At 66.9% G+C, this 18,000-nt stretch carries 14 protein-coding genes and 1 pseudogene; 9 read left to right on the top strand and 6 right to left on the bottom strand.

Annotation, left to right across the window (positions count from 1 at the left end; all coding sequences use genetic code 11):
• Nucleotides 1-28 precede the first annotated feature (28 nt).
• Nucleotides 29-1,567 (top strand): GGDEF domain-containing protein, encoded by a 1,539-nt coding sequence (locus AC5P65_RS01230; protein ID WP_180832757.1) that lies wholly within the window; start codon nucleotides 29-31, stop codon nucleotides 1,565-1,567.
• A gap of 95 nt (nucleotides 1,568-1,662) precedes the next feature.
• On the opposite strand, the gene AC5P65_RS01225 is transcribed toward AC5P65_RS01230, so the two are convergent.
• On the bottom strand, nucleotides 1,663-2,589 hold the full coding sequence (locus tag AC5P65_RS01225) for a DUF808 domain-containing protein (RefSeq protein WP_021202649.1): 927 nt from the start codon (nucleotides 2,587-2,589) through the stop codon (nucleotides 1,663-1,665).
• A 207-nt stretch (nucleotides 2,590-2,796) separates the two neighbouring features.
• Between AC5P65_RS01225 and AC5P65_RS01220 the strand changes: the two are divergent.
• Together AC5P65_RS01220 and AC5P65_RS01215 are read left to right on the top strand one after the other, a co-directional pair.
• A pseudogene (locus AC5P65_RS01220) lies at nucleotides 2,797-4,443 on the top strand (ABC1 kinase family protein); the annotation flags it as partial.
• Between the two features lie 243 nt (nucleotides 4,444-4,686).
• Nucleotides 4,687-6,792 carry a phosphoglycerol transferase I gene (locus tag AC5P65_RS01215; RefSeq protein WP_495215382.1) on the top strand — a complete coding sequence of 702 codons (2,106 nt, stop codon included), beginning with the start codon at nucleotides 4,687-4,689 and terminating at the stop codon, nucleotides 6,790-6,792.
• Nucleotides 6,793-7,321: 529 nt separating this feature from the next.
• Here the strand turns inward: AC5P65_RS01215 and AC5P65_RS01210 are convergent.
• On the bottom strand, nucleotides 7,322-9,751 hold the full coding sequence (locus AC5P65_RS01210; protein WP_495215381.1) for a DUF3772 domain-containing protein: 2,430 nt from the start codon (nucleotides 9,749-9,751) through the stop codon (nucleotides 7,322-7,324).
• A gap of 87 nt (nucleotides 9,752-9,838) precedes the next feature.
• The gene (locus AC5P65_RS01205; protein ID WP_021201923.1) at nucleotides 9,839-10,087 is read right to left on the bottom strand and encodes a hypothetical protein; all 249 of its coding nucleotides are present in this window, start codon (nucleotides 10,085-10,087) and stop codon (nucleotides 9,839-9,841) included.
• A gap of 182 nt (nucleotides 10,088-10,269) precedes the next feature.
• Between AC5P65_RS01205 and AC5P65_RS01200 the strand changes: the two genes are divergently transcribed.
• The 3 genes from AC5P65_RS01200 to AC5P65_RS01190 all read left to right on the top strand — a co-directional run bounded on the left by AC5P65_RS01200 (nucleotide 10,270) and on the right by AC5P65_RS01190 (nucleotide 12,594).
• The gene (locus AC5P65_RS01200; protein WP_188249685.1) at nucleotides 10,270-10,764 is read left to right on the top strand and encodes a lipocalin family protein; all 495 of its coding nucleotides are present in this window, start codon (nucleotides 10,270-10,272) and stop codon (nucleotides 10,762-10,764) included.
• Between the two features lie 12 nt (nucleotides 10,765-10,776).
• Nucleotides 10,777-11,985: an NAD(P)/FAD-dependent oxidoreductase gene (locus tag AC5P65_RS01195; RefSeq protein ID WP_111098670.1), complete on the top strand. Its 1,209-nt coding sequence runs from the start codon at nucleotides 10,777-10,779 to the stop codon at nucleotides 11,983-11,985.
• 126 nt (nucleotides 11,986-12,111) lie between these two features.
• Nucleotides 12,112-12,594: a hypothetical protein gene (locus AC5P65_RS01190; RefSeq protein ID WP_180832753.1), complete on the top strand. Its 483-nt coding sequence runs from the start codon at nucleotides 12,112-12,114 to the stop codon at nucleotides 12,592-12,594.
• Nucleotides 12,595-12,677: 83 nt separating this feature from the next.
• Here the strand turns inward: AC5P65_RS01190 and AC5P65_RS01185 are convergent, their stop codons facing one another.
• Nucleotides 12,678-13,112: a PepSY domain-containing protein gene (locus AC5P65_RS01185; protein ID WP_043401290.1), complete on the bottom strand. Its 435-nt coding sequence runs from the start codon at nucleotides 13,110-13,112 to the stop codon at nucleotides 12,678-12,680.
• A gap of 151 nt (nucleotides 13,113-13,263) precedes the next feature.
• Here AC5P65_RS01185 and AC5P65_RS01180 point away from each other — a divergent pair, with 151 nt between their 5' ends.
• The 3 genes from AC5P65_RS01180 to AC5P65_RS01170 are packed head-to-tail and all read left to right on the top strand — an operon-like array spanning nucleotide 13,264 to nucleotide 15,529.
• Nucleotides 13,264-13,554 (top strand): PepSY domain-containing protein, encoded by a 291-nt coding sequence (locus tag AC5P65_RS01180; protein WP_061480249.1) that lies wholly within the window; start codon nucleotides 13,264-13,266, stop codon nucleotides 13,552-13,554.
• Complete coding sequence (locus AC5P65_RS01175) at nucleotides 13,554-14,213, top strand: response regulator transcription factor (RefSeq protein WP_111098669.1); 660 nt, start codon at nucleotides 13,554-13,556, stop codon at nucleotides 14,211-14,213. Before AC5P65_RS01180 ends, AC5P65_RS01175 begins: the two co-directional genes overlap by 1 nt.
• Nucleotides 14,210-15,529 carry a sensor histidine kinase gene (locus AC5P65_RS01170; RefSeq protein ID WP_111098668.1) on the top strand — a complete coding sequence of 440 codons (1,320 nt, stop codon included), beginning with the start codon at nucleotides 14,210-14,212 and terminating at the stop codon, nucleotides 15,527-15,529. Before AC5P65_RS01175 ends, AC5P65_RS01170 begins: the two co-directional genes overlap by 4 nt.
• A gap of 162 nt (nucleotides 15,530-15,691) precedes the next feature.
• Here AC5P65_RS01170 and AC5P65_RS01165 read toward each other — a convergent pair whose 3' ends face one another.
• A complete protein-coding gene (locus tag AC5P65_RS01165; protein ID WP_021201930.1) occupies nucleotides 15,692-16,012 on the bottom strand; it encodes a DUF6122 family protein in 321 nt (106 codons plus the stop codon).
• Between the two features lie 37 nt (nucleotides 16,013-16,049).
• Nucleotides 16,050-17,939, bottom strand: a complete 1,890-nt coding sequence (speA, locus tag AC5P65_RS01160; RefSeq protein WP_111098667.1) for an arginine decarboxylase — start codon at nucleotides 17,937-17,939, stop codon at nucleotides 16,050-16,052.
• Nucleotides 17,940-18,000 lie beyond the last annotated feature (61 nt).

Raw genomic sequence — 18,000 nt, 5'->3', positions numbered from 1 at the left:
AGTCCCTGCCAGCCCCAGGATTCGCTCCATGACGGACCAGCCCGACCACCGCCCTGCCTCCGGTACCGCCCTTGGGCCGCCGGCACGCGTGCGCGCGGTGGTGGACGATGGGCTGGGTGACCGCGTGGTGCTGCAGGGCGGCGGTGGCGTGGCCCTGCAGCAGCTGTTCTCAGGCGCCGACGCGCCGGAACCGCTGCTGGCGGCGTTCGCCAACGGCATGGCCACCCTGCCGGGCGAGCTGGGCGACATGGGCGACCGCCTGCAGTCGGCACAGGCCAGCGCCGATTGGCCGCGCTATGGGCGCGCGATGCGGCAGCTGATCGACAAGTACATCCGCACCATCGAACAGCATTCCCCAGACGGGCAGCCGGAAAGCCTGCGCTTGTCCGAGCAGCTGCGGCTGCTGCTGGGCGGTGCGGTGGTGGCCCTGCTGCAGCACGACCCGGACCTGCGCGAACAGGCGCAGGCCCTGGCCACGCGCCTCCGCCAGTGGCAGCCGGGTACCGCACTGGAGCCGATCGAACAAGGAGTGCGCGAACTCGGCCACCAGGTCGGTGTGCGTGCCGAGAGCTGGCAGGAGCAGCAGGCGCTGCTGCTGGAGCTGTTCGCGCTGCTGCTGGAGAACGTCAGCGAGCTGCTGGATGACCGCAGCTGGCTGCAGGGCCAGATCGCGGCAGTACGCCAGCTGCTGGACGGGCCGTTGGAAGCGGAAGCGGTCGAGCGCACCCGCGCCGAGTTGCGCGAAGTGATCTACAAGCAGGGCCTGCTGCGCCAGGGCATCGACGATTCGAAGGCGGCGATGCGCGGGTTGATGGGCGAGTTCATCGAGCGCATGGATGGCATGGCCACCAGCACCGGCGAATACCACGACCGCATCGGCAGCTACGCACTGCAGCTGCGCGAGGCGCGTAGCATCGCCGACCTCAACCAGTTGCTACAAGACGTGATGCGCGACACCGGCAAGGTGCAGCAGCAGGCCGCGCAGGCCCGCGATCACCTGGCCAGCGCGCGGCAGGAAGTGGAACGCGCAGAGCAGCGCATTGCCGAGCTGGAGCAGGAACTGCGTGCTGCCGGTGACCTGGCGCGTATCGATCCGCTGACCCAGGCACTGAATCGCCGCGGCCTGGACGAACTGCTGGAGCGCGAGCTGGCCCGCGCCGCACGCAACAACTCACCCCTGGGCGTGGCCGTGGTCGACCTGGATGATTTCCACCAGACCAACGACGCGCATGGGCATGCCGGTGGCGATGCGTTGCTGCAGCACCTGGTGGCCGTGTGCAAGCTGCTGCTGCGCGCCACCGACGGCATCGCACGGTTGGGCGGCGACGAGTTCGTTCTGGTACTGCCGGAAACCCAGGGCGCCGACAGCATGGCCACCGTGCAGCGCCTGCAACGTTCACTGGCGCACCGCGTGCTGACCGTGCAGGACCGGCGCGTGCCGGTGCATTTCAGCGCCGGGCTGGCGCAATGGCAGCCCGGTGACGATACCGAGACCCTGCTGCGCCGCGCCGATGACGCGCTGTATGCGGCCAAGCGGCAAGGCAAGAACCGGGTGCAGGCGGGCTGATGATCCAGCGTGCAGACGCTGTAGCGCCCGAGCCCATGCTCGGGCGGCGGCGCGCAGCGCCGTAGAGCAGCCGAGCGTGGGCTCGGTTCTACAGATCATTTCCCGCGCAGCTTCTGGAACCCGGTCACCGCCGCCAGCACGATGGCGCCGGCGATGATGCCGACCACCATGTTGGCCGCAGCACTGATCAGCCAGCCCCACTGCCCTTCACCGCCCAGCGCCTGCACCGCGTGGTGCAGCGCCGGCACGTTGTGCACCAGGATGCCGCCGCCGACCAGGAACATGGCGATGGTGCCAGCCACCGACAGGAACTTCATCAGCCACGGCGCCGAGGCCACCAGGCCGCGACCGAAGGCGGCCAAAGCCCCACCCTTGCGCGACAGGTACAGGCCGACGTCATCAAGCTTCACGATGCCCGCCACCAGCCCATAGACGAAGACCGTCATTGCCAGTGCAACCACGGCCAGCGTGACCAGCTGGTTGGTGAACGGTGCGGTGGCGACCACCCCCAGCGTCAGCACGATGATCTCGGCCGAAAGGATGAAGTCGGTGCGGATCGCGCCCTTCACCTTGTCCTTCTCCCACGCCACCATGTCCACCTGCGTATCGGCCAGCGCCTTGCGCCGTTCGGCCTGATGCTCGGCGTCGTCCTCAGCTGAGTGCAGGAAGCGGTGCGCCAGCTTCTCCACGCCTTCAAAACAGAGGAAGGCACCACCGATCATCATCAGCGGCACGATCAGCGGCACGTTCCAGCCGCGGCTGCGCAGCCAGGCCTCCAGGGCGCTGATCGCCAGTGCTGCCGGTACCAGGATCACCTTGTTGACCAGCGAGCCCTTGGCCACCGCCCACACCACCGGCAGTTCACGGTTGGCGTTGACTCCGGTCACCTGCTGCGCGTTCAGCGCCAGGTCGTCGCCCAGCACGCCGGCGGTTTTCTTCGCCGCGACCTTGGTCAGGACCGAGACATCGTCGAGGAGGGTGGCGATATCGTCGAGCAGGGCGAACAGGCTGGCACCGGCCATGGGAAGTCCAGAGAGGGAATGAGCGGATTCTGACCGATCCGGTGTGGACTGCGGAAGACGTCGGATTCACCGCGTGCCCACCGCCCCCCGGCGACACTGCGGAATCCGGACATCGCCGGCCCGTGGCCGGCGCTACCTGTCTTCGTCGCATGGGAGTTCCGCTTGAGCAATCCGCCCACCGCCAATGGCAATCCTCCGCTGGTCAAAGGCATGAACCGGCGCAGCCAGATCCTGCGCCTGCTGATGCGCTATCGCCATTCAGGGGTGTTCTCGGGCATGAACCTGGATGCCGCGGGCAATCCGGCCGACGTACCGGCAGATGGCAACCCGGAACAGTTCGTCAGCGATCTGGAAGCGCTGGGCCCGACCTTCGTCAAGCTGGGCCAGATGCTGTCCACGCGCCCGGACATGGTGCCGGTAGAGTTCGCCACGGCGCTGGAGCGCATGCAGGAAAAGGTAGCGCCGATTCCCGTCGAGCGCATCCACGCCATCATCGAGCAGGAGCTGGGCGTAGGGGTGAACAAGCTGTTTGCCGCGTTCGACCCCGAGCCGCTGGGCTGCGCATCGATCGCGCAGGTGCATCGGGCCGTGCTGCACGACGGACGCCAGGTGGCGGTGAAGGTGCAGAAGCCTGAAGTGGCCGCACAACTTCGCTCGGACCTGGAGGCGCTGCGCAGCTTCGCGCTGGCCGCCGACCACCTGACCCAGGTGGGCCGCCGCGTGCGTCTGCGCGACTGGCTCAACGAATTCGCCAAGACCCTGATGCAGGAGCTGGACTACCACGCCGAGGCCGAGAACCTGGCCCGTTTCGGCCGACACCTGAAGCCGTTCCGCCGCCTGTGGGTACCGCAGCCGCTGTGGGACTACAGCAGCCAGCGCGTGCTGACCATGGAACTGGCCACCGGCGTGCGCGTGGATGCGATTCCCGATGTGCGCCGTACCGAACAATCGATGGACCCGCTGGCGGCGGCGCTGATCCGCGGCTACCTGGACCAGATCTTCGTGCACGGCGAGATCCACGCCGACCCGCACCCCGGCAACCTGCGGGTGATGCCCGATGGACGGCTGGCGATCTTCGACCTGGGCATGGTTGCGCACATGCCGCCGCGCCTGCGCGAGCGCTTGCTGAAGATCCTGTTCGCAGCGGTCGATGGCCGTGGCGAGGAAGTGGCTGACGACCTGATCAGCATCAGCACGCGGCTGGAGGCGTTCGACGAGGAACGTTATCTGCGCGAGACCGGCCAGTTGATCGCGCGTTACGCCGCCAGCGGCACGTTCTCCGAAGGCCGCGTGGTGCTGGACATGGTGCGCATCGCCACCGCCTGCGGACTGCGCACGCCGCCGGAACTGAGCCTGCTGGGCAAGGCACTGCTCAACCTGGAAACCGTATGCCGCTTGCTGGCACCCGAACTGGATACCCGCCGCATCGTCGAGCGCCAGCTGCAGCATGTGATGCGTGCGCGCCTGAAAAAATCACTGTCCGCAGCCAACATCGCCAGCGAGGCGATGGAGCTGCAGCAGCTGCTGCGTGATGGGCCGCGCAAGCTGTCGGACATCATGGCGCTGCTGGCCGAGAACCGCCTGCAGATGAAGGTCACCGGCCTGGAAGAATCGCGGCTGATGGAGAACCTGCAGAAGATCGCCAACCGCGTGGCGGCCGGCATCATCAGCGCGGCATTGATCATGGCCGCCGCGATGATGATGAAGATCGACACCGGCTGGCACCTGTTCGGCTATCCGCTCATCGCCCTGATTCTGTTGTTCATCGGCGTGGTGCTCGGCCTTGGCATCGTAACCAGTGCATTGCTGTTCGACCGTCGTGCGCGGGCACGCGAAGAACGCGGGCATCGCTAGCGAATCGGGGAAAAACACGTATTCATGCGGTTTTTAATGTAATCCAACGAAGCCTTTCACGCTTGTTTTACCTTCTGAGCGCGATTGCGCGCGCGTCATTTCAACAAACATTTCAGTCAGGTTCGTGCATGCACTATCGGGTCATCGGCCTGTCACATGCATGTGCTTGCGGCAGCGCCGGTCGGATGGACACGCGTCGGTACGACGTCCATCACCACCACCCCGTCACTGCCGAAGCTGCCTATGCTCTGGATACTGCTGCTGTCGTTGTTGCTGCTGTGCTGGTTGTTCCTCGCGTCCGAGAAATGGATGTGGTGGAAGGCCAGTGCGTTCTCGCTGCTGCTGCTCATGCTCAGCGCATGGTGGCTGATCGACAAGCTGTCCGGTGATGGGCTCAACGCTGCCACCCTTTACCACCTCGGCGCCGACATGGAAGGCGCCGGTGTCTCCGACTTCAAGGGCTACATCGCCGGCTTCATCGTGCTGGCGCTGGTCTCGCTGCTGCCGCTGTTCGCCACGCGGGTGAAGCGCTGGCGCCGGCCCGGCCACGGTGGCGCGCTGTTCGCGGGCTTCGCGGCCGTGTGGGTGGCCACGATCATGATCAGCCCGCTGGCCCGCGACGGCCAACGCCTGTACCAGCAGCTGCGCCCGGTCGACTTCTCCCGCATCGCCCCCGAGTATCAAGTGCCGACGCAGCCCTTGCAGCGCCCACGCAACATCGTCTGGATCTACGGCGAGAGCCTGGAGCGCACCTACCTGGACGAGAACGTGTTCCCGGGCCTGATGCCCAATCTCAACCGCCTGGCCACGAAGTCGCTGGACGTGCGCGGCCTTGCCTCGGCCGAAGGCAGCGGCTGGACCATCGCCGGTCTGGTGTCGTCGATGTGCGGCGTGCCGCTGACCACCTCGCAGGGCGATGAAAACAGCATGGACCGGATGGGTAGCTTCCTGCCCAAGGCAGTGTGCCTGGGCGACTACCTGAAGCAGCAGGGCTATACCAACCATTACCTGGGCGGAGCCAACGGCCAGTTCGCCGGCAAGGGCCAGTTCCTGGCCAGCCACGGTTTTGACGAAGTGCATGACCTCGCCTGGTTCAAGCAGCAGAAAAAGATCGGTCGCATCCACTACTCGGCCTGGGGCGTGCACGACGACGTGCTGCTGGATACCGCCTACCAGCGCTTCGAACAGCTCTCGCGCGCCGGCTCGCCGTTCATGCTCACCACGCTCACCATGGACACCCACCACCCGGCGGGCCACCTGCCGGTGTCGTGCAAGGGCGAGCGCTACCAGAGCCAGTACGGCAACATCAACATGCTCAACGCGCTCAAATGCAGTGACCGGCTGATCTCGCAGCTGGTCGAACGCATCCAGGCCAGCCCGTACGGCAAGGACACGCTGATCGTGATCGCCTCCGACCACCTGGCGATGCCCAACGATCTGACCCACATCCTGACCCGGCAGAAGCGCGAGAACCTGCTGCTGTTCCTGGGCGATGGCATTGCGCCGCAGCAGCTCAGCGCCGACGCCGGCACCACGCTGGATTCGGGTGCGACTCTGCTCAGCCTGCTGGACCCGAACCTGAAGGCGATGGGCTTCGGCCGTTCACTGATCGACCCGCAACGCGCGCCCAGCGCCAGTGTGGCCGCGCGACGCGACCAGGGTCGCGACTACCCGCAGTATCTGGCGTTCGCCCGTTCGCTGTGGCTGGGTGAACCTACGCGTGAACTGAAGATCGACGGCGACGACCAGGTGGTGGTCGGCCTGCAGCACGTGCAGCCACCGGTGCTGCTCGAGTACGACAAGGACTGGGGTTTGAAGTCGGTCTACCTGGAGAACACCTCGCGCCAGTTCGATGACGCGGATCCGGACAACACGCTGGCCTATGTTGATCGCTGCACCGCGTTCGAGGACGGCTCGGCCGACGGTGACTGGTGCGCGCTGCTGGTCAACCGCGACAACGGCATCAAGCTGTACCGCGACAACGACCTGCGTGCCGGCATCGCCGTGGATGCGCCGCTGGATGCGTTCCAGGGACCGCGACCGAGCGTGCGCCAGGCGCACATGATCACCCAGAAGGGCCGCCGTACCCGTGCCGGCCAGTACATGCTGCAGCTGGTGGCGAGCACGCGCCCGGATCGCGGTTTCTGGATCGAAGCAGTGTCGTCGCAGCGCAAGGTGGTGCTGGCCCAGCAGTGGGTGCAGCCCGATGCCGACGGCAAGATCAACGTGACGTTCGGGCTGGACCACGAAGTGGATGATCTGGAGATCCGCGCGTGGTTGAACCATGCCGAGAAGTTGGCGGTGGATACGTTCGCACTGGTGCCGTCGCGCAGCCGACCGCGAGGGTAGGGTTCTTTGCAGGGCTGCGCCCTGCACCCGCTACAAACCGGGGCAACGGCAACAGCAACAGCGTGCATTCCGTGGGATGGCGGGCGGTGTCGGAGTGCGGGGACGCCGTAAATCCGTCCCTGGAGGCTTGGCAGCCGCATCCATGCGGCTGACACCCCGCACTCCGACACCGCCCCACCTCTGACAGATTCCTGCGGCTGTCGGTAGGTGTCGACCTTGGTCGACACAATCTGTCAGATATCGAAAATCAAAATGGGGTCAGATCCGTTTTCCTACGGAAAACGGATCTGACCCCAATAGTATTTCCAACAGATCGCGGAAAACTGTCGAAGGCGGGGTGGGTCCGGTTGCGGGGGCGTGAGCCGCATGGATGCGGCGACCGAGCTTACATGGACGTACTTGCAGCGTCCCCCGCAACCGGACCCACCCCGCCATCCCTCAGGAAACCAGCCTTTGCTGTTGCTGTTGAAGTTGCCGGCCAGCGGCCGGCACTACCGCGGGTGCAGGGCGCAGCCCTGCAGAACACCCCCTACTCCTGCGGGTCGCGGGTGATGTGGATGTCGGTCGGGGTCGACAGCGGGATGTTCCGCTCCGCCAGGATCTGCAGCAGGCTGAAGTACAGATCGCTGCGGGTGGCATAGACCTGACGCGGGCTGGCCACGTACGCGAAACTGTTGATGGTGATCTGGCCACCGCCAATGCTGTCGATGTAGACCGTCGGTGCCGGCTGCTGCAACACGTTGACGTGCGCGGTATACGCATCCAGCAGCGCCTGGCGCAGGGAGCCGACGTCGGTACTGGGCGGCACCGCGAACTGGATCTGGATGCGGCCCTGGTTGTTGCCCATCGTCATGTTGCGCACGGTCTTGGTGACCAGCTCGGAGTTGGGCACGATCAACGTCGACTTGTCGCCCACCTGAATCTCGGTCGATCGCAGGCTGATGCGGCGGATGTCGCCCTCCTGGTCACCCAGCTTCACCCAGTCGCCGATCTTCACCGGCCGCTCGGCCAGCAGGATCAGGCCGGAGACGAAGTTCTGGGTGATCACCTGCAGGCCGAAACCGATACCCACCGACAGCGCGCTGACCAGCAATGCCAGCTTGCTCAGCTGCAGGCCCATCGCCGACAGCGCCCAGATCACCGCGATGATGATGCCCACATAGCGGGCTACCGTACTGACCGAATTGCGTGCGCCCAGGTCCAGTTCGGTCTTGGGCAGATAGGTGTCGGTCAGCCAGCGCTGTACCAGCTGGGTAACGGCCAGGCCAGCCAGCAGCACCAGCACCGCCAGCACGATGCGCACCGGCTCCAGCTTGGTTCCGCCAATGTCGAATCCAGAGGTGAACAGCGAGGAGAAGCGCTCCACCACCGCGCCGATGTTGCCGAACGGTGCCACCAGCGCCAGCAGCGCGATCAGTACGACGATGGTGCGCAACGCCGCCGACAGCAGCACGCCCGCCTGTTCCAGCCGCGATACGCTCAGGCCGGTGCTGAGCAGGATGGTCTGGCCGACCTTGCTGTCGGCGTTTAGCATCCAGGTGCTCAGGTCATCGACGAACTTGAACAGCAGGGTCGCCGCCAGCACCACGATGCTGCCGCCAATCAGCTGCTGGTTCACGAACTTGGCGAAATTCAGGTAGCCCATCAACGTCGCGGCGATGGCGGCCACCACCGCGACGTTGCCCGCTACGCGTGCCAGTACCAGCCAGCTGCTGCGGCGCACCGGCGTTGCCGCACCCACGCCATCGGCCTGTGCCTCCAGCTTGGCCTCGGCTTCGGCGGTCTGCCGCCGATGCAGGCGCGCCAGGGTCACCAGCATGGCCATGATCAGGCCGAGGTAGGTCAGGGCAATCAGGCCGTCCAACGCCACCGTGGTGACGTCGCTGGTGCGCGTAGCCTGGTCGAGGGCCACCAGCACCGTGCTCAGCCAGGCCAGCGCCGCCGCGCCCCAGGCGTATTTGCGCAGCTTCAGCGCGGCGGTGTCGTCCAGGTTCAACAGCCGCCATGACGGGCGCTTGGGCACCAGCAGGCAGGCGCTGAGCGCGGCAATGAAGGCGGCGCGGAACGTGGCCGTCTCCAGGCCGTCGGCCACCACCTGCAGGCGCGGCGCGATGGCATCGATGGCATCCAGCGCCGCCATCAGTACCACCACGGCATAACCGGGCAGCAGCGTGCCCACCAGCAGCAGCCACATCGCCAGTCCGGATCGACGCAGGCGACCGTCCGGCGCGCGCTCGGACGCGGCGAACTGCCGCCCCAGCCTACGCAGCCACAACCGCAGCGGGAACATCATCACCAGCGCGGCCAGCAGGCCCAGCAGCGGCGTACCCCAGCCATTGGTGCGGATGCCGGCGACCAGCGCGTCACGCCCCTGCTCGGCCAACGGCGCAACGCGCGCGATATCGATCGGCAGGCGCTCGGCCACCTTGCTCCACAACGCAGGCGACAGCGGCGAGGCGACCTTCTGGCCCAGTTCTTCCGTACGTTGTGCGGTGCGCTGCTGCTCGATGTCCGCCGCCAGCTGCTGTGCACGCACGGCACTGGCCTTGGCCTGCGCCACCGATGCGGCCAGCCCATCGCGCTGCTTGTTGAGGGTGCGCCGTTGCGCCGCCAGTTCGGGCGGCTCGGTGGCGCCCTCGGCAGGCGTGCCCAACTGCGCCAGCTGTTCGTCGAGGCGGTCCAGCTGCGGCTGCAGCGACTTCTCCAGCGCCTCGGCGTCACGCCGGGCCTTCGAAGCATCCTCGGACAGCATGGCCAATGTTTCGATGGCCGCGGCATCACCACGCTTGCGGTCGACTTCCTTCAGCTTCGCATCGATATCCGCCAGCTGCTGCTTCGGCGTGGGGTCCTCATCCTGTGCCAGCACCGGTGCGGACAGCAGGAAGGCAGTGCACAGCAGCAGGACCAGCCAGGGCCCCCGTGCACGGATCGATCGCAGGAAAGAAGACACGCCAGACATACCAGTTCGCGCGGACCACCGCGCCTGCGCGCGACTATACGGCACAGGCGGTCAACAGCGGATGGGCGGCCCCGTCAGCGTCGCGCGTCAGTACTTCAGGCGCAACTCTTCCACCGTCGGCTGTTGCAGGGCATACCAGTCCTGGAACTCTTCCTCGGTAATCTCATCGGGCGCATACACCGCCACCGGGTACCAGTCGTGGTCGGTCGGCAGCGGCTGGCGCGGGCCGGCACGCAGGCTGTAGCTGACGCCCTCGTAGTCGACCAGGTCATCGACCTGCGGCCACTGTTCGCGTGCGAACGCGGATTCACTCTTCAACAGGATCACCTGGTACATCGGCACCTCCACTTCGGTTGGATCAGGAAAACACGGCGCTGGCGGCAGCATACCGCCGCACCGGCGACAACGGGCACGCCGCAGCGGCGACGGAACGTTCTGGACACGGCCATCGCCCCGGCTTCACCCGCCCATGGCGAGCCCATCGGCATCGTGGAGACCCACCCCTGCCACCACTGCCGATGACCGACCACCCACCGCTGAAGACCGTCGCCGACCTCAAGCTGCCCCGTTACCTGGGCACCTGGTACGAGATCGCCCGTCTGCCGATGCGCCACGAGCCGGAAGGCTGCACCGACGTGTCGGCGCACTACACCCTGCTCGACAACGGCAACGTCGGTGTCACCAACCGCTGCCGCATGGACGGCGAGATCGAAGAGGCCACCGGCGAGGCCTGCGCGATCGACAACGACAGCGCGCGCCTGGAGGTCAGTTTCCTGCCCAAGGGCCTGCGCTGGCTGCCGTTCGCCAAGGGCGACTACTGGGTGATCCAGATCGCCCCGGACTACAGCGTTTCGCTGGTGGGCAGCCCGGATCGCAAGTACCTGTGGCTGCTGGCACGCGAGCCGCAGCTGGACGCCACCGTGCAGGAACATTATCTGGCCGCAGCGCGCCTGCAGGGCTTCGATCTGTCCGAACTGATCCAGACCCCGCATACCGGCCACCCGACCGCCTGAGCAGCACACTCCATGGACCTGAAAAGTGGCTACCCGTGGTGGGCCATACGCAACGGACTGATCCAGGCGTTCCCGCCGCTGGAAAAGGACCTGCGCTGCGACGTGCTGGTGGTCGGTGGCGGCATCACCGGTTCACTCATCGCCGACGAGCTGTCCCGGCATGGCCATGACGTGGCCTTGATCGAGCAGCGCGACATCGGCTGGGGCAGCACGGCCGCGAGCACCGCGCTGCTGCAGTACGAGATCGACACCCACCTGCTGGAGCTGGCCCAGCGCTATGGCAACGATGCGGCCGCCCTGGCCTACCGTGCCTGTGCCGATGCGATCCCGGCATTGGGCGAAGTGGCACGTGGGCTGAAGGACGTGGATTTCCGGCAGATGGACAGCCTGTATCTGGCCAGCCGGCGGCGCGACGTGCCGCGCTTGATGGCCGAAGGTGCTGCGCGCCGCGGCATTGGACTGGACGCCCGCTGGCTGGACCGCGAAGCCCTTCGCGAACGCTTCGACGTGGACGCCGGTGGCGCCCTGCTGACCCGCCAGGCGGCCCGGGTTGACCCCTACTGCCTTACCTACGGCCTGCTCAAACGGGTGCGCCGGCGCGGTGGCCATGTGCACGACCGCACGGTGCTGCACACGCTCAAGCCCGGCGCGCAGGGCGTAACCGCAATGACCGAGGCCGGCGCCACGGTCCGCGCCCGCCATGTGGTCCTGGCGATGGGCTACGCCAGCCAGCGCTGGCTCGAGCAGCGGGTCGCACGCAACCGCAGCAGCTATGCCTTCATCACTGATCCCATTGATGCGGGCGCGCTCGGCCGGCTGCGTAACACCATGGTGTGGGAGAGCGCACGCCCGTACCTGTACCTGCGCGCCACCGGCGACCGCCGCCTGCTGGTGGGCGGGCTGGATGACGCCATCGACATTCCGGCTCGCCGCGACCGGCGCGTGCAGCACAAGGCCGACAAGCTGATGGATCAGCTGCTGCACTGGTTCCCGCGTCTGGATCCGGTACCAGCGTTCTCCTGGGCCGGCACCTTCGCTGAAACCGCCGACGGCCTGCCGTTCTTTGGCCCGCACGACCAGTGGGGGGCGCGGGTGCATTTCGCCATGGCCTACGGCGGCAACGGCATCACCTATTCGATGATCGGCGCGCAGCTGCTGCGGGCCCGGATCGAGCGGCGCAGGCATGCGCTGGAGGGATTGTTCGGATTCGGGCGGTTGTGACCTGCGGCCAGGCACGGCCTGGCTCTACCCCAATCCGGTGCCGACAGGCATCATTCAAGCAACCCCTGCTAGCGTCGGCCTGTACCGCCGCGTGTTGCGTGGCCACCTGTCCGCTGGAGCGCCGTCATGATCCGCCCCCTGACCCTGCTGCTGTGCCTGGCCCTGCCGGGAACCGTGCTGGCCCAGTCCGCCGCTGGCGCCACTGCGCCGCAGGCCGCTGGCCTGGACCTGACGCTGCCGCAGGCGCCAATGCGCTACCTCAACGACCCGGCCCTGCAGCAGGACCCGCCCGGCACTTATTACGGTGACACGAGCGGCCCGCGCGTGCACGACGACGCGAAGATCGCCGACGTCACCGACGACAAGGTCAAGGTGTCCGGCAGCTTCACCACCGGTATCGGCTATTCGAAGAACGGTGGCAACAGCCACTACAACGCGGCCACGCTGAACCTGAGCAAGAACTACACCACCGATGAGGGCAAGACCCACGGGGTCAACGTCAACATCCACGTGAGCGAAGGCAAGGGCCCGGGATTCTTCGGTCCGTATGGCGGCTACTACGGCCGCGGCCCGGGCTATTGGGACTACCCGCCGCCGTACGGCTGGTAAGCCAGCTCCTGTAGAGCCGAGCCCATGCTCGGCTACGGTTGGCCGCAAAGCCGAGCATGGGCTCGGCTCTACATGGGCAAACGTCAATCCAGCCAGCCATCGCGCTCGCTGTGCAGGATGCGGCCGTCATAACCGCTCAGGCGCACATCCACCTTCTGGTTGCGTGCATTGCGGGCCTCCAGCGACCAGGTCGCACCATCGCGTTCCAGCGAATGGATCTCGCGCAGGCCATGCGCCTGTGCCCGTGCCAGCACCTGCTCGGTGGTCAGCAGCGCGCGGCCGCTGTGCTCGTCGAAGATCTCGCCGGTCTTCGGGTCCACATAGACCTCGCTGAAGCGGCCATCAGCGCGGCTCACGTCGGCCTCCCACAGGCCGTCATCGCGCTCGATCTCGTGGATCTGGGTGTAGCCGGCCTTGCGCAGGGTCTGTTCAACCTGGGCCATGCCCAGCGGCGCGGCCTGTACGGCCGGCGCGACGGTCAGCAGGGCAACAGTGGCGAGGGTGAGCGACTTCAACATGGGGGTTCTCCTGTTCGTGTTCGTGACCGGACCATCCCGGCAACGCCACAATGCACCCCGTGGTTAACAGCGCCTTAGCCGGCACTGTTAGCCAGCTGTTAGTCACCCCCGGCACACTCACGCCTGTTCCTACAGCCCTCCCTGCGCCCCGATGCTCTCCACCCTGCCCCTGCTGCTGGCCCTGGCCAACGCCCCGACCGCCGCCGCGCCCGTCCAGGACCCGGCGCAGCAGGTCGCGCGCCGTGCCGTGCAGCAGGGCCGCTACGTGCCATTGGAAAGCGTGGTGCGCGATGCACTCAAGCGCTACCCGGGCCAGCTGCTGGAAGTGGAGCTGGACGATGGTGTCTACGAAGTGGAGATCCTGCGCGGCGACGGCGTGGTGGTGGAGCTGGACTATGATGCGCGCAGCGGAAAGCTGCTGAAGACGGAGCTCGACGACTGATGCGCATCCTGTTGGCCGAAGACGATGCCGCACTGGCACAGCGCCTGGTGCCCCTGCTGGAACAGGCCGGCTATGTGGTGGAGTTGGTTGCCGATGGTCGCCAGGCCGAGGAGATCGGCCAGATCGAAGACCTGCAGGCCGCCATCGTCGACCTCGGCCTGCCCGGGCTGGACGGACTGAGCGTGATCGAGCGCTGGCGCGGCAATGGCCGCAGCTTTCCGGTGCTGGTACTGACAGCGCGCGGGCGCTGGCACGACAAACTGGCCGGCTTCGACGCCGGTGCCGACGACTACCTGACCAAACCGTTCCAGGCCGACGAACTGGTGCTGCGCATGCGCGCCCTGATCCGCCGCAGCCATGGCCATGCCAGCCCGCGCCTGCACTGCGGGCCGCTGCAGCTGGACGTCAACGCCGGCCGCTTCGAACTGGACGGACAGCCGCTGGCGCTGAGCCCGCAGGAGTTCCGCCTGCTCAGTTACTTCATCCACCACAGCGGCCAGGTGATCGGCCGTGATCGTCTGGGCGAGCAGGTGTTCGAAGGCGGCCACGACCCGGACTCCAACGCGCTGGACATGCTGCTGGGTCGGGTCCGCCGCAAGCTCGGCATCGAACTGATCCAGACCGTGCGCGGCCAGGGCTGGCGGCTGGCGGCGCCGTGAGCCGGCAATCCTCGCTGCGGCGGCGCCTGCTGCTGGCTGGCGGCGTCGGCCTGCTGCTGGTTTCGCTGCTGGCCAGCGCGCTGCTGGGCGAACTGTTCAAGCGCAGCGCGCGCGACCGCCTCGATCACGAACTGCAGCAGGACATGCTGACGCTGGTCGCGCAGATGGAAGTTGCTTCCGACGGCCAGCTGCAGCTGCGCCAGGAACCCAACGACGCGCGTTTCCAGCGCGTGTTCTCCGGTGCCTACTGGCAGATAGCCGGTGCCGATGGCCGCGTTCTGCTGCAGTCGCGCTCGCTGTGGGATGAAACCCTGCCAACCACGACCACAGGTGCGGCCACCCGCAATCTGGCCGGCCCCCTGCAGCAATCGCTGCGCGCACGCGTGCAGCAGGTGCGCCTGCCGCGCGCCAGCGAACCGTTCGTGGCGGTGGTTGCCGCCGATCGCAGTGCGCTGGATGCGGATGTTGCCGCGTTCCGCAAGCGCAGCGCCATCGCCCTGGGCGTACTGGTTGCGGCGTGGCTGGCGGTGCTGGCAAGCCAGGTGCACTTCGGCTTGCGCCCGCTGCATCGCCTCGGTGCACAGCTGGAACGGGTACGTCGCGGCGATGCGCAGCGCATCGACACGCAGGGGCTGGGCGCGGAAGTCGCACCACTGGGTGAAGAACTCAACGCGCTGCTGGACCACCAGCAACGCATGGTCGCGCGTGCGCGCACCAGTGCACAGGATCTGGCGCACGCGCTGAAGACTCCACTTAGCGTATTGGCCACCGAGGCCGACGGCGACGGTACGCGCTGGCGTGCCACCGTGCGCGAGCAGAGTGCGCGCATGCAGGCCAGTGTCGACCGTTACCTGGCTGCAGGGTTGGCCGCCGACCATCGCCAGCGCAGCGACGTTGCGACTGTCGCGCAGGCGCTATGCCGGTTGATGGCACGCGTGCATGGCGAACGCGGCATTGCGTTCACGGCCGCAGGTATCGATCCAGCGTTGCAGTTCGCCGGTGCCAGTGCGGATCTGGAGGAGATGCTGGGCAACCTGCTGGACAACGCCGGGCGGTGGGCACAACGGCAGGTCCAGGTCAGCGCGGAAGCCGACGACGGCCAGTTGCGCATTGAGGTCCGCGACGACGGCCCCGGCCTGGCGGCAGACGCGCTGGAACGGGTCACCCAGCGTGGCGTGCGGCTGGATGAGCGCGTGGGCAGCAGTGGATTGGGGCTGGCGATCGTGGGCGATATCGCCGCCAGTTATGGCGGGCGCGTGGTGCTGGAGAATGCGCAGCCCGGCCTGCGTGCGACGGTGTGGTTGCCGCTGGGGTGAAACGACCAACCTGACGGTGGGTAGTGCCGGCCGCTGGCCGGCAACCACGTGGTCACCAGGAACACCCTGCGGAAGCCGGCCAGCGGCCGGCTCTACCAAGCGCCAATCCGTCCGCCATCGTGCGCCCGGTAGGTGTCGACCTTGGTCGACACGCAGCAAACATCAACGGTGGTGCATCCACCAGCAATCAATTGCGTCCAGCACGATGTGGATGATCAGACCGATGCCGAACAACCGCGTTTTCTTCGGCACGCACAGCCCGGCATAGACCGCGATGGCCGGTGCGGTGTGCAGCGGGTGGAACCCGATGCTGCAGCGGTTTGGTGCATAGATCGGGTCGGCCAGCAGATGGTCCAGGTCGATGATCCAGCCCAGCAGCATCAGCAGCCACGCCGAGGCAAAGCGCTTGCGCCAGAACAGCCATGCCAGCAGGGCTGGCACGGCGGCATGCAGGAACAGGTGGAAGGTCGCGCGCGCGCTCATCGGCAACGGTGGCACCGGGCGGGCCCGGCGCCGTCCATCACACCAGCGGTTCGTCGGACAGGTAGGTATAACCGGTCAGGCCGGCTTCCAGCGCGTCCGACAGTTCCTGCGCGCGTTCCGGCGACAGCTGGGCCTCAGCCACGCGCTGCGCATAGGCCGCACGCAGTTCGTCCAGGCGGTAACCCACGTAGTCCAGCATCACGTCGGTGGTGTCGCCGCGGCGCTGCTGGGTAATGGCATAGCCATCGGCATCGGCCAGCACTTCCACCGCGTCGGTATCGCCGAACAGGTTGTGGATGTCGCCCAGGATTTCCTGGTACGCGCCGACCATGAAGAAGCCGATGCGGTAGCTCTCGCCCGGCTTCATCTTGTGCAGCGGCAGCGAGCTGTCCAGGCTCTCGTTCTCGACGTAGGTTTCCACCATGCCATCCGAGTCGCAGGTCATGTCGGCGATGATGCCGCGGCGGTCCGGGGTTTCGTCCAGGCGCTCGATCGGCACGATCGGGAACACCTGGTCGATCGCCCACACATCCGGGATCGATTCGAACACGCTGAAGTTGACGAAGTACTTGTCGACCAGGCGCTCGTTCAGTTCGTCCAGCACCGGGCGGTGGCTCTTCTCGTCGTAGCTCAGGCGCGCACGCACGCCGTGGGCGATGGCGTAGAACAGGTCGTCGATGCGCGCACGCTGCGGCAGGTCGATCTGGCCCAGCGCGTAGCTGGCCAGGCCTTCGGCATGGAAATGCTGGGCTTCCTGGAACAGTTCCACCGCCGGGCGCACGTCCAGTTCGTCGTGGATCTCGCGCAGGTGGCGGATCGCCGCCGGCTCGTCGTCGTGCTGGTCCGGCACGCGGCCTTCCTGCGCCTCTTCCACTTCCGAGACGTTGGCGATCAGCACCGCGTGGTGCGCGGTCATCGCGCGGCCGCACTCGGTAACGATGCGCGGCGGGGTCAGGCCGAACTCTTCGCAGGCATTGGCCAGCGGCTGCACGATGTTGCTGGCGTAGGAATGCAGGCCGTAGTTGATCGAGCAGAAGCTGCGCGAACGGGTGCCTTCATAATCCACGCCCAGGCCACCGCCCACATCGACGTGGGTGATCTTCGCGCCCAGGCGCGACAGCTCCACGAAGTAGCGGGTGGCTTCGCGCATGCCGTTGGCGATGTCGCGCACGTTGGAGATCTGCGAGCCCATGTGGAAGTGCAGCAGGTTCAGGCAGTCGGCGTACTCGGTGTCACGCAGCGACTTCCACAGGTCCAGCAACTGGCGTGGCGACAGGCCGAACTTGGCCTTGTCGCCACCGCTGTTCTGCCATTTGCCGGCGCCCAGCGAGGCCAGGCGCATGCGCACGCCCAGGCCCGGCTTCACGTCCAGCGCCTTGGACTCTTCCAGCACCAGCTTCAGCTCGGACGGCTTCTCGATGACGATGAAGGTCTGCAGGCCCAGCTTGCGGCCGATCAGGGCCAGGCGGATGTACTCGCGGTCCTTGTAGCCGTTGCAGACGATCAGGCCACCCGGGCGCGACAGCGCCAGCACGGCCATCAGTTCGGGCTTGCTGCCCGCTTCCAGGCCGAAGCCTTCGCCGTGGTGGCTGGCCAGGGTGCCGGCCACGCCGCGGGTCTGGTTGACCTTGATCGGGTACACGGCGGTGTAGCCGCCGCTGTACTCCCAGTCCTGCTGGGCCTGGGCGAAGGCCGCCTGCAGCTTGCCCAGGCGCTGGCCGAGGATGTCCGGGAAGCGCACCAGCAGCGGCAGCTTGGCACCGGCCGCGCGCGCCGCATCGACCACCTTGGGCAGCGACACCACCGGGCCGTCCGCCCCGGTCGGTCTCACCACCATGTGCCCGGCCTGATCCACGTCGAAGTAACCGTCCGCCCAATGCGGGATCGAGTAGGTCTTGCGGGCTTGGTCGAGGGACCAATCGGTCATTTCAGTCGGCCTTGTTGGCAATAAAAGGGGGGGCATGATAACGCCTATGTGCCCACAGGTT

It is taken from the genome of Stenotrophomonas sp. YJH_SMC_48-3 (assembly GCF_059369375.1).
Note: the sequence above shows the minus strand (reverse complement) of the source record. Positions and strands in the feature narration are given on the sequence as shown.

What these genes read in the sequence shown, in the direction of transcription:
- AC5P65_RS01205 (WP_021201923.1), bottom strand. Translation starts at nt 10,087, where the DNA reads ATGTACCAGGTGATCCTGTTGAAGAGTGAATCCGCGTTCGCACGCGAA.
- AC5P65_RS01200 (WP_188249685.1), top strand. Translation starts at nt 10,270, where the DNA reads ATGACCGACCACCCACCGCTGAAGACCGTCGCCGACCTCAAGCTGCCC.
- AC5P65_RS01175 (WP_111098669.1), top strand. Translation starts at nt 13,554, where the DNA reads ATGCGCATCCTGTTGGCCGAAGACGATGCCGCACTGGCACAGCGCCTG.
- AC5P65_RS01185 (WP_043401290.1), bottom strand. Translation starts at nt 13,112, where the DNA reads ATGTTGAAGTCGCTCACCCTCGCCACTGTTGCCCTGCTGACCGTCGCG.
- AC5P65_RS01190 (WP_180832753.1), top strand. Translation starts at nt 12,112, where the DNA reads ATGATCCGCCCCCTGACCCTGCTGCTGTGCCTGGCCCTGCCGGGAACC.
- AC5P65_RS01210 (WP_495215381.1), bottom strand. Translation starts at nt 9,751, where the DNA reads ATGTCTGGCGTGTCTTCTTTCCTGCGATCGATCCGTGCACGGGGGCCC.
- AC5P65_RS01225 (WP_021202649.1), bottom strand. Translation starts at nt 2,589, where the DNA reads ATGGCCGGTGCCAGCCTGTTCGCCCTGCTCGACGATATCGCCACCCTC.
- AC5P65_RS01180 (WP_061480249.1), top strand. Translation starts at nt 13,264, where the DNA reads ATGCTCTCCACCCTGCCCCTGCTGCTGGCCCTGGCCAACGCCCCGACC.
- speA (WP_111098667.1), bottom strand. Translation starts at nt 17,939, where the DNA reads ATGACCGATTGGTCCCTCGACCAAGCCCGCAAGACCTACTCGATCCCG.
- AC5P65_RS01195 (WP_111098670.1), top strand. Translation starts at nt 10,777, where the DNA reads ATGGACCTGAAAAGTGGCTACCCGTGGTGGGCCATACGCAACGGACTG.
- AC5P65_RS01165 (WP_021201930.1), bottom strand. Translation starts at nt 16,012, where the DNA reads ATGAGCGCGCGCGCGACCTTCCACCTGTTCCTGCATGCCGCCGTGCCA.
- AC5P65_RS01215 (WP_495215382.1), top strand. Translation starts at nt 4,687, where the DNA reads ATGCTCTGGATACTGCTGCTGTCGTTGTTGCTGCTGTGCTGGTTGTTC.
- AC5P65_RS01230 (WP_180832757.1), top strand. Translation starts at nt 29, where the DNA reads ATGACGGACCAGCCCGACCACCGCCCTGCCTCCGGTACCGCCCTTGGG.